This window comes from Dysgonomonas termitidis, assembly GCF_042654545.1.
Classification (GTDB): domain Bacteria; phylum Bacteroidota; class Bacteroidia; order Bacteroidales; family Dysgonomonadaceae; genus Dysgonomonas; species Dysgonomonas termitidis.
Genome location: NZ_JBHSGN010000009.1, coordinates 39,118 through 51,649 on the forward strand (window position 1 = coordinate 39,118; position 12,532 = coordinate 51,649).

At 41.9% G+C, this 12,532-nt stretch carries 6 protein-coding genes and 1 pseudogene; all 7 read left to right on the forward strand.

Annotated elements, in window-relative coordinates; genetic code table 11:
- Nucleotides 1-105: 105 nt before the first annotated feature.
- Nucleotides 106-3,346, forward strand: a pseudogene (locus ACFO6W_RS01555) (SusC/RagA family TonB-linked outer membrane protein).
- 22 nt (nt 3,347-3,368) lie between these two features.
- The gene (locus ACFO6W_RS01560; RefSeq protein ID WP_379993547.1) at nt 3,369-5,297 is read left to right on the forward strand and encodes a RagB/SusD family nutrient uptake outer membrane protein; all 1,929 of its coding nucleotides are present in this window, start codon (nt 3,369-3,371) and stop codon (nt 5,295-5,297) included.
- Nucleotides 5,298-5,325: 28 nt separating this feature from the next.
- Nucleotides 5,326-6,936, forward strand: coding sequence for a DUF5123 domain-containing protein (locus ACFO6W_RS01565; protein ID WP_379993548.1), 1,611 nt, complete (start codon nt 5,326-5,328; stop codon nt 6,934-6,936).
- A gap of 64 nt (nt 6,937-7,000) precedes the next feature.
- On the forward strand, nt 7,001-8,638 hold the full coding sequence (locus ACFO6W_RS01570) for a glycoside hydrolase family 28 protein (RefSeq protein WP_379993549.1): 1,638 nt from the start codon (nt 7,001-7,003) through the stop codon (nt 8,636-8,638).
- Between the two features lie 18 nt (nt 8,639-8,656).
- The gene (locus ACFO6W_RS01575) at nt 8,657-9,823 is read left to right on the forward strand and encodes a glycoside hydrolase family 88/105 protein (protein ID WP_379993550.1); all 1,167 of its coding nucleotides are present in this window, start codon (nt 8,657-8,659) and stop codon (nt 9,821-9,823) included.
- A gap of 97 nt (nt 9,824-9,920) precedes the next feature.
- On the forward strand, nt 9,921-11,306 hold the full coding sequence (locus ACFO6W_RS01580; RefSeq protein ID WP_379993551.1) for a pectate lyase family protein: 1,386 nt from the start codon (nt 9,921-9,923) through the stop codon (nt 11,304-11,306).
- A 26-nt stretch (nt 11,307-11,332) separates the two neighbouring features.
- Nucleotides 11,333-12,292: a pectinesterase family protein gene (locus tag ACFO6W_RS01585; RefSeq protein ID WP_379993552.1), complete on the forward strand. Its 960-nt coding sequence runs from the start codon at nt 11,333-11,335 to the stop codon at nt 12,290-12,292.
- Nucleotides 12,293-12,532: the final 240 nt, after the last annotated feature.

Genomic DNA, 12,532 nt, shown 5'->3' on the forward strand with positions numbered 1-12,532 from the left:
AGAAAAATATAACTGAATTTAATAAGAAAAATCTGGACTGACAAAACGACCTCATCCTTTCGGATACAATTTTTAAAGAAATACAAATCATAAATCTAAACAACCATGCAAAAGACAATCAAAAGAATTTTGTCTCTTATCTGTATCTCAATGTTTCTGTTATGCGGACAAACCGTATATGCCCAGCAACGTGAGATAAAAGGGACAGTAACCGATACTCAGGGTGATCCTCTGGTTGGTGTTACAGTTTCAATCAAAGGTACGACCAAAGGTACAATGACCGATATCGATGGTAAGTACACACTTTCTGTCAGCAATGCTGACAAAACCCTTTTGGCTTCATATATCGGTATGAAACCGAATGAAAAACCAATTACAGGAAATATAATCGACTTTGTAATGGAAGACCTTAGTTCCGAACTGGATGAGGTGGTAGTAATCGGATATGGAACAGTTGCAAAAAAAGACCTGACAGGTTCCGTAGCTTCCATTGGGTCCAAAGATATCGGCTCTATTCCTGTATCCAGTGCTGTTGAAGCTATGACCGGCAGACTGGCGGGAGTAAATATCACTACCACTGAAGGCTCTCCCGACGCAGATATAAAAATCCGGGTGCGGGGTGGAGGCTCACTTTCTCAGGACAATTCTCCACTATATATTGTTGACGGATTCCAGGTTTCAAGCATCAGCGATATTGCACCCACTGAAATACAGAGCATCGATGTATTGAAAGATGCCTCTTCTACAGCCATATACGGTGCACGCGGCGCAAATGGTGTAATCATCATTACAACTAAAAGTGGCCAAGAAGGAAAAACCAGAGTCGACTTCGGAGCATATTTCGGTATAAGAAAAGTCGCTAAAATGACTAAAGTGATGAGTCCGTATGACTTTGCTTACTACCAGCACGAATTAGGCAATACCGACTATGGAAATTTTCAGGATCTGGAAATCTGTAGAAGGAAACGATTTTCAGGATGAAATTTTCGGACGCACCGGCAACCAGACACAATATAATGTAAATGTAAGCGGTGGTACCAAAGATATAAAGTACAGCGTAAGTTATGCCCATAACGAAGAAAAAAGCATCATGTTGGGCTCCGGCTTCAAGAAGGATAATATTAATGCAAAAATCAATACTAACCTGAACCAATGGTTGAGCCTGGACTTCAATGGACGCTTGAGTTATACATCTGTAGATGGCCTGAGTGGAGGTGCTGATACGAACGAATCGAATGCAGCTAATTCTATCGTTGCCAATTCGGCCCGTTTCCGTCCTGTTAATCCAATATCCAGTAATACGGACGATGAAGAAAACAATACCTCATCCCAGAAAAATCCATTGGAACGTTCACTGGCTACATACAAAAGACGTAGCACATTCAACCAGAATTACAATGCGGGATTGAACTGGAAGCCTACAAAGGAACTTACTTTCCGTTCCGAATTTGGTTATGGCTGGAAATATGATGATACAGACCAAATCTGGTCTGCCGATGCTGTTCAAAACTCAAAACTGAAATATGACGGGCAACCTCAGGCTATATTGTTAAGAACTACAACCAAGAACTGGCGGAATGCAAATACAGTGACTTACGATAATAAGAAAATGTTTGACGGACGCGACCACCTGAATATATTATTAGGGCATGAAGTCTCCAGCAGCCAGGCAAAATCAGTTGAAAACACATCTGTGGAATTCCCTACTTCTATGACTATTGCCGAAGTGAAGGCTAACATGTCGGCGGGATCTCCTCTACCTACAATCACGACAATAGGAGCAAAAGAGAATATGTTATCTTTCTTTGGCCGGGTAAATTATACAATGCTGGGTAAATATTTATTCACCGCGACAATGCGGGCCGATGGCTCCAGTAAGTTTGCCCAAGGTAACCAATGGGGTGTTTTCCCTTCTGCAGCACTGGCTTGGCGGATGTCTGACGAAGAATTCATGAGTAGTACCAATAGTTGGTTATCGAATATGAAGTTCCGTCTGAGTTTTGGTACTGCAGGTAATAACCGTATTAAGTCAGGTTTGACAAGTACCACTTATTCTATGGCCAGCAATACATCAAAAGCCCCTTTCTTTAATGACAACCGCACCAGTATGCTGGAGGCAGGCAAAACTCTATACAATCCGGACCTGAAATGGGAAACAACTGTTACCCGTAACTTCGGTATAGATTATGGCTTCCTGAACAATCGTATTTCCGGTACTTTAGACTTATACTGGAATACAACCAGGGATTTGCTGATGCAAACGGTAATCCCGTCAAATACCGGCAACGACAATCAATTCCAGAATTTTGGACAGACATCGAACAAGGGCATCGAACTAGCAATGAATGCCGTACTGGTAGATCAAAAAAATTTCAATCTGAACTTTAACTTCAACATATCTTACAACAGGAGTAAAATTGACAAGCTACCTATAGAAAGTTCGTGGCAAAGCAGTAGCTGGGCAGGCAGCACTCTTTACAAATACGAAGATTTCCGTGTGGAAGAGGGTGGACGCCTCGGTGAAATCTGGGGTTATAAGACCAATGGATACTTTACGGCATACGACCCGAATACTAATCCCAACGGCGAATTGGTATTGAATGGTACAAACTGGGTATTGAGAGATGGTATTGTTGACAACAGTAAAACCTTTACCGGAGGTAACTACTATCCAGGTGCATTAAAAGTCGAATGTGACGAAAACGGAGAACCTCTCAAACAGAGATTGGGTAACACCATAGCTCCTGTTACAGGTGGTTTTGGGTTCAACGGTAATATAGGCAATTTCGATTTCAACGTATTCTGTAACTATTCCATTGGAAACAAAATCATAAATGGGAACAAACTGGCATTGGCTTTCAACACAGGATCTGCGAAAGGTTATAACCTCAATAACGATTTTGCGATAAGCAACCGTTATACATGGATTGACCCCGTAACAGGGATGAATCTTGGTAAAATAAGCAATTCTACGATATCTTATTATGGAAGTGCCGATGCTGTGGCTGCACGCCTGAATGAAATAAATGCAGGAGCCAGTATATACAACCCGGCTGCTGTTACCAATATGCAATTGATAGATTATGCCGTAGAAAATGCCTCGTTCCTGCGTATAAACAATGTGACTATAGGCTATAACTTTCCTAAGACATGGGTAAAAAAAGCCTTTATACAAGATGTAAGAATCTATCTAACAGGCTACAATCTGCTGTGTATCACAGATTATTCAGGATCTGACCCTGAAGTGGACACCAGTAGCAAGAAAAACCCTATGACCCCGGGTGTTGACTATGCCTCATATCCGAAAAGCCGTTCTTTTGTAGCCGGTATAAATGTATCATTCTAATTTCTAAAGAAGAAAAACGATTATGAAAAATATAATTAAAACAATAGCATTGTCTGCCGGTATACTGGGCTTATCTGCCTGCTCCGATTTTTTAGACCAGAGTTCACCGTCAGAACTAACAAAAGACCTTGTTTTTGAATCGACATATTACACCGGGTTAACAATAAATAAACTCTATGGAGAGATGACCCTGGACCAAACTTACTCACAATATATCCCTATCGTATGGGGAACAAATACCGATTGTGAACTGATAGACGGATTGGGCGGGGATGCCACCAATACTGCCAACGAACGTGGTAATATGAATTATAATGCCAGCCCGGGTTGGGGGAATATTGCCAAATTATGGGACGCGATGTATGGTATGATCGAAAATGCCAACCTTACTGTTGAAGGCATCAATAGCAGCACCCTGGCCCAATCGGGAGGCAGTGATGGCACCACAATGCTTCGTTTCAAAGGTGAAGCATTAACCATTCGTGCTATGCTGTATTTTGACCTGATTCGCTTCTTTGGGGACGTACCGTTGAAACTTGAATCTTCAAAACCCGATTTAAGCAATGCCTATCTCGAAAAAACAGACCGGGATGAGATCATGGACCGGTTGATTACCGACCTGGAGGAAGCCATCGGGCTTCTCCCCTGGGCCGGAGAGGTTTCTTCTTACACTACCGAACGTGTAACCAAAGGCTATGCACATACACTATTAGCTAATATCGCCCTGACACGTGGCGGATGGGCTATCCGTGAGAAATCGAAAAGTGGTTATATCACCGCCACTGAAAATAGCGATGGAACCTACCCCACTCAGCGTTGCGACGATGCTACCCGTAAATCCATGTATGAGTTGGCTTTGACTCATTTATCTGCTGTTATTACCAATAATACCCATAAATTGAACCCTTCGGTCGAAGACCAATGGTACTTACTCAACCAGAGCCGACTGGACCAGACTTATCGTGAGAATATATTCGAAATCCCAATGGGATTAGGAGTAAGCAGTGAACTTGGCTATACGATAGGGGTGCGTATCAATGGAGCCAGTGCTCAATACGGAGAAAAAGGCAACTCATCCGGAAAACAAAAAGTTACCGCTCCTTTCTTCTGGTCATTCGACAAAAACGACCTGCGCCGTGATATTACATGTGCCCATGTACAATTGAAAGAAACCAACGGAGTATTGGAAGAATCCACGATAGGCAATGCGCCGTTTGGCATTTACGTCGGGAAGTGGGATATCCGCAAAATGAGCGAAAAATGGCGTAATGTGGCAATCGCTACGGGCAATGCAAAATGGATGAGTGGTATCAATGTAGTAAGGATGCGCTATCCGCAAGTATTGCTGATGTATGCGGAAGTAATGAACGAGCTGGCCGGCCCCGATGGAGGTTATACTAATTCGGCCGGGCTGACAGCCCGTCAGGCATTAGGCGAAGTACATTCCCGAGCGTTCAATGATACACATAAAAGTGTCGCGGAAGAATATGTTGCAAACATTCCTGCTGACAAAGATTCTTTCTTCAATGCAATAGTTGATGAAAATGCCTGGGAGCTGGCTGGTGAAGGTTTCCGTAAATTTGATCTGATCCGCTGGAATCTGTTAAGCAAAAAGATTAACGAATTCAAGGCTAACTATGAAGAACAACTGGCCAACAAATATCCTGAAAAAATCTATTTCAATTACACTGATGCATCAAAAACAGTCATCGACATGTCCAGTGTAACATGGTATGAAACACCGGCCAACACAGGTAACTATGATGCCAATGCATCATTCTTCGGGGCTGAAAGGACTGCTGCTACCCAGACGCAGTTAAAAACCAATCTGCCGTCCATTTCATCCGGATTGAATTCAACGGTAAGGAACCGTTACTTACTGCCGTTGGCTTCGACAACGATTTCGGCATCTAACGGAAAATTGCAAAATTCATATGGATACAGCAATTAATAGTGTACAAAAAAATAAAATGAGCAAGATGAAAAAAATAAAATATATAATCGGTCGGGGAGCATTCACGCTTCTGACCATATTTGCCACTGTGTCTTGTACAGATGGAAATGACTGGGATGTAGACAACTCATACGATCGTTTGTTCAGCGTCACTTCTTCATCACTGAGCATTTCTCCCGAAGCTACAACAGCAGAATTCAAGTGGACGAAAACTCCGGGCACCGAATATTATATAATAGAAGTCAGCAAGGATACTTTATATAACGAGGTACCCATGAATAACACTAATAGCATTATTTTCGGTGAAAATAAAACTATCACTCAATCTCCTTATGTATTGACAGACCTGGATAGTGACAGTAAGTACTTTATCCGTATTAAAGCCATGTCTTCGGTAAAAACCGGATCAAAATGGACTTATCCTGAGAAATTTTCGTTCAAGACTAAATCTGAACAGATAATGAACTCTGTATCAAACAGCGATAAGACATCGAGCAGTATAAGGCTATCATGGACTGCCGGAGCAACCGTTACTAAAATAGAATTGTCGAAAAACAACCTGGTAGTTCAGGAAAAAACTTTAACTGCTGATGAAATCGCCGCCGGAGAAACTACTTTGACCGGTCTTGAACCGAATACTTCTTATCAGGCCAATCTGTATAATAACATTATCAGAAGAGGTTATGCCCTCTTTACTACTTTCCCGGAAGCGCCTGGTGCCGACATTATACTATATCTGGCCGCTGATGACATCATAGACCAGACATATCTGGATGGTCTGGCAACACAGTACCCGGGTAAATCGATAACTCTGGCACTAGCTGCAGACGCAACCTATACCGTAGCTGAAAAAATAACGATACCGGATGGAATGTCAATCAACTTCTTCGGTATTCCGGGGAGTAATAAAACTGCACTAAGAATTCAGGGAACTGTAGATTATGCCGGAAGTCATGATTTCATCACATTCCAGAATTTAAATCTTGATTGCCTGAATAAAGGCTATATAATGAATCAGAGTAGCGCCGGACAGGTAAATAAGATTGAGTTTGATGACTGTCTTATTCAGAATATAGCGACAAGTTTTTTCCGGATGCAAAGTACACCGATAAAAGTTGTCAACTCACTGGTTCTTAACAATTGTATCTTCCGTAATATAGGTAGCGGTTACTTCTTTATTCATATCGATGCTAATTCGGGAAGTGGCGTATTAAAGAATCTGACTATAAGCAATTCTACTTTCGATAAAGTATGTGCATCAGGTAAAGGATTTATTTACAGTAATAAGACCAATATGGAGAGTCTGACTATAAGCAACTGTACCTTGTATAAAGTAGCGGGAGCCAGCCAGCGCTTTATTGATTTCAACACTGGTTATGGAGCTACGACCTTCACTATCAGCAATACTATATTAGGTATGACTGGTGATGCCACAGCCCTGGGTATCCGTTCCGTACCTGTTCCATCTATAAACTCTACATATGCTACAAGTAATTGGGCTCAAACTAGTGACGCCGTTACTTACTCTACATATAGCGGTACTGCAGCCGACTTATTTACAGATCCTGAGAATGGCGATTTCTCAATTAAAGACGGCTCGTTCAACAATAATATCGGAGATCCCAGATGGCGTTAATAAATAATTAATATACAACATGGAGGAGGATGTAATATCCTCCTCTATCTAAAAAAGTAATGATATGAATTTTTTGACAAAAATGTCTTTTGTCCTTCTATGCATTTTGCTTTCTGTAAGTACGGTAAAGGCTGAAAACAGATATAACTATCTCTATAAAGACCTGCCATTCAAAATGCCAGTCATTCAACATCCGGTATTCCCAGACTATAAGGTATCGATTACCGACTTTGGCGGAGTCGCTGATGGAATAACCCTGAATACCGGAGCTTTTGCAAAAGCAATAGATGCACTGTCAAAGAAAGGAGGCGGTACTCTTTTCGTCCCTTCCGGAGTATGGTATACAGGGCCTATCGTATTCAAATCGAATATAAACCTGCACTTAGATAAAGGAGCGCTTATATTGTTTTCCGCCGATTTCAATCTGTATCCGCTTGTCAACACAGTTTTCGAAGGGCTGGATACGCGCCGCTGCCAATCTCCTATATCAGGGCGTAACCTTGAAAATATAGCCATAACAGGAGAAGGTTCCATCAACGGATCGGGCGAAGCCTGGCGTCCACTGAAGAGAAGTAAGGTGACGGAAATCCATTGGAAAAAGGTAATCGCCTCCGGAGGTGTGGTGAAAGATGATAACTACTGGTTTCCATCAAAAGGTTCTTTGAAAGGGCTTGAGATAAGTGATATGAATGTCCCCCGCCAGGACCTGACCGAAGCGGAATGGATGGAAATAAAAGACTTTCTCCGACCGGTAATGGTGAGCTTCATCGAATGTAAAAATGTATTACTGGAAGGCGTTCTGTTCGAAAACTCACCAAGCTGGAATATACATCCTCTGATGTGCGAGAACGTTATTTTAGACAATGTGATGGTACGCAATCCTGGATATGCCCAGAATGGGGACGGTCTGGATCTGGAATCATGTAAGAATTCGATCATAGTAAATAGTATCTTCGATGTTGGTGACGATGCTATCTGTATCAAATCGGGGAAAGATGAAGACGGTCGCCGACGTAACCGACCGACCGAAAATGTATTGATAGATAATTGCAAAGTTTTCCAGGGGCACGGAGGTTTTGTTGTCGGCAGTGAGATGTCGGGTAGTGTCAGGAATATATCGGTGTCCAACTGCCAGTTCCTCGGTACGGACGTAGGCCTGAGATTTAAAAGCTGCCGTGGCCGTGGCGGTGTGGTGGAAAATATTTATATTAGAGACATAAATATGTTTGATATTGCAACCGAATCGTTCCTCTTCGATCTTTATTATGGCGGTAAATCGGCAGTAGAATCGCTTGAAGACGGCGATACCATACCTGTAGCATCTACCGTTCCGGCTGTGGACGAAACGACTCCCGCGTTCAAAAATATTTATGTAAAGAATCTTGTGTCGCGAAATGCACGCCGGGCTATGTTTTTTAATGGCCTGCCGGAAATGAAGATTGAAAATATAAATGTGGAAGATGTCATTATCACGGCAAACATCGGAGCTGAACTTGTGGAATCGAAAGATATTCATTTCAAAAATGTAAAAATCGTGCCGGCACAGGGGGCGGCTCTTATTCTCCGGAATGTAGAGAATGTAACCGTTTCGGATTTTAAATTCCCTGTATCTCTAAAAGAGGTGGTAAATATGAGTGGCAATAATAAAGATATACATTTGCCAAAAACGATAGATAAGACTCTTATCAAAGAAACAAAATAAAAGAAAGGTGAAACAGGCATGAATATTAAACTACTTATTTGCTTATTGTCTATAGCTTCCATCATATCAATGGAAGCCCAGACAAAATATTATGTCCGCCTGACCGATTCGGAAATAAAGCGAAACCCCGAATCGTGGATGCTCGATTTTTCCAAAGCTCCCAAATGGAACTATTGCCACGGACTTGAGTTGCAAGCCATATTCCAGACATGGCAAAAGACGTTCGACCAAACATATTACGACTATGTATATAGTTTTGCCGACCTCATGGTTGAGCCTGACGGGCAGATCAAGACCTATAAACCCCTGGAATACAATATAGACCGGGTAAATTCAGGTAAGTTCCTCTTCCCGGTGTATGCGCTTACCAAACAGGAACGCTTCAGAAAAGCACTCGATCTGATGCGCGACCAGATGCGGACACATCCGCGTACTGCTGACGGTAGTTTCTGGCATAAGAAGATATATCCGCATCAGGTATGGCTCGACGGATTATATATGGCGGGGCCATTTCTGGCAGAATATGCCAAAACTTTCAATGAACTGGAATTATTCGACGACGTTGTTGTTCAAATATTGGATGTACATAAATACATGTATGACGCTAAAACAGGCCTTTACTATCATGGCTGGGACGAAAGCCGGCAGCAACGGTGGGCAGATAAGGTAACAGGACTATCTCCTAATTTCTGGTCGAGAAGCATTGGCTGGTATATGATGGCAATGGTAGATGTACTCGATTATCTCCCCGAAAACCATGAAAAGCGGGGCGATGTGATCAAATTGCTGCAAGACTTGTCGTCCGCTATTGAAAAATACAGGGATGAAAAAACCGGGATGTGGTACCAGGTAACCGATCAGATGGGGCGTAAAGGTAATTATATAGAATCCAGCGCATCGGCTATGTTCATCTATACATGGGTGAAAGGCGCTCAGAAAGGATATCTCGATAAAAGTTATCTCGAAAAAGGAGAAATAGCCTATGACCAGTTTGTAAAAAGATTTATAAAAGACAACGGAGACGGTACCCTTTCACTCACAGATGGTTGTAGCGTTGCCGGACTGGGCGGCGAAAATAACTATCGAGACGGAAGCTATGAATACTATATAAACGAACCTGTAAGGGACAATGACCCTAAAGCTGTAGGACCATTCATTATGCTTAGTGTATTACTGGATAAATAATTTTAATTTCAAGATTTCAGGTTTCAAGATTAAATATAGGAGTAAGAAACAATCTTGGAACCTGAAATCTTGAAATCTTGAAATCTTGAAATTAAATATGAAAAAACTTATACTACTTCTCTTCTTTTCGCTTTGTCTGGCCTTTGCTTATAGCCAAACTCCCGCATTCCCCGGTGCAGAAGGCGGCGGAATGTACACCTCCGGAGGCAGGGGAGGCAAAGTATATTACGTTAACTCCCTCGAAGATACAATAACGGGTAATAAGAAAACTCAGGAAGGTACGCTTCGCTGGTGCCTGAAAAGACCGGGGGCAAAAACAATCCTTTTTAAAGTTGCCGGTATTATCCGCTTAAAATCGAAACTGCAAATATCCGACAGTATCACTATTGCGGGACAGAGTGCACCCGGTGATGGTATCTGTATCTCGGATTACCCGGTAAGGGTAGAAGGCAATAATGTCATAATACGTTATATGCGTTTCCGGCTCGGAGACTTACAAAAAGTACAGGATGATGCGTTATATGGTTTCCGCAACAAGGATATTATCATAGATCACTGTTCTATGAGCTGGAGTACGGATGAATGTTCCTCGTTTTATGACAACGAGAATTTCACCATGCAATGGTGTATCATCTCCGAAAGTTTACGGGGGTCGGTTCATCAGAAAGGGAGTCACGGCTATGGAGCAATATGGGGTGGAAAAAAGGCATCGTATCATCACAATCTGCTGGCACATCACGACAGCCGCAATCCGCGTATGTGCGGAAGCCGTTACAGTAACCAGCCTGAGCTGGAACTGGTAGATTTCAGGAACAATGTAATATATAACTGGGGAAGTAACAGCGGATATGCAGGGGAAGGCGGCAGGTATAATTTTGTCAACAACTACTACAAACCTTCTCCCACTTCCTCAAACCCCGACAGGATATTTTCACCGAATGCCGATGACGGAACAAACAAACAGGTCAAAGGGATATGGGGTAAATTCTTCTTGGATGGAAATTATTTCCCTGAAAATGAAAAAGTAAACAAAAACAACCTGATAGGTTTACAACCTAATCCATCATCTAAGGATATTAAGGATATCGTAGTGGACAGGCCTTTCGATGTACCTTATACAACAACAGATAATGCAAAGGATGCTTATAAAAAAGTATTGGCAAATGCCGGAGCCAGTCACATACGGGATAAAACAGATACAAGAGTAGTGAACGAGACTGCCAGAGGATTAACTCCTGTCAGAGCCTCGGGTAGACTTGGAACCAAACCGGGCCTGATTGATTCACAAAATGATGTGGGCGGATGGGAAACATATATCTATGACCCTGCAACCGTGCCCGTCGATTCAAATATAGATGGCATTCCGGACGGATGGCTGGAAAAACATTATCCGGGCAAATTGGCAAATGATACAGACGAAGAAGGCTATACCTATCTGGAAGTTTACCTGAATAGCCTTTTAAAAGTGAAAAGTGTAAAATAATTGTCACCTTGTAACTATTATACCCCATGAAAAAACTCATTTTAGCTTGCTTGTTATTATTTTCCACCTGCTTTTATGCTCAGGAGAAAACCGGAATAACAGTCGACCGCAACGGAACCGGTGATTTCAGGAACATACAGGAAGCGATTAATTCTGTCCGCACAGCCGATCCCAGAGGAATAATAACTATATTCATCAAGAACGGAGTTTATAAAGAGAAGTTAATCATTCCTCCGCATATCACTAATATACATTTAATCGGAGAAGACAGGGAAAAAACTGTTATCAACCATGACGATCATGCGAATATAAACAAGATGGGTACTTTCAAAACATATACTTTCCTCCTGAGTGGAAATGATATTACACTGGAAAATCTCACAATAGAAAACTCTGCGGCAGAACTCGGGCAGGCCGTTGCCCTGCATATCGAAGGTGACCGTGTCATACTCCGCAATTGCCGCCTGCTCGGTCATCAGGATACGCTCTACGCGGGTAGAGACGGAGCAAGGCAATATTTCGAGAATTGCTACATCGAAGGTACTACCGATTTTATTTTCGGCCCGTCTACTGCCTGGTTCGAAAAGTGTACTATTCATTGCAAAAGGAACTCATATATTACAGCAGCCAATACACCCGAAAATATAAAATACGGATATATATTCAACAATTGTACAATCACAATGGCCAACGGCATCAACTCTGTCTATCTTGGCCGTCCATGGAGGGCTTATTCCATGACTTTGTTTATGAACTGTACCCTCCCAAAAGGAATAAATACGACCGGATGGGACAATTGGCGCAATGCTGACAATGAAAAGACAGCCCGTTATATGGAATATAACAACAAAGGTGAAGGAGCAAATACATCAGGCCGTGTAAAATGGGCTAAAATATTATCTTCCGGCGAAGCAAAAGAATACACTATTGAGAATGTACTGAGTGGCTGCGACAACTGGAATCCATTAACCAAAACGTATCAGTAGTTAAAGGACAGGTGTTACTTTATTCATATAACTTTATCTGTATATAAGGATAACAAGCGTGTTATATTACAAAAGGTGACAGAATGAAAAACTTTGAAAAGGTTGTTACTTTTGTTACCTTTTAACAGTTACAAGTTACGAGTAAACAAGATACGAGATACAAGTTGTTAACTGTAAAGGTTGTTACCTTTGTTACCTTTAAAAGTTATCACCAAAATTCGCCAAGAAAACAAACGAAAA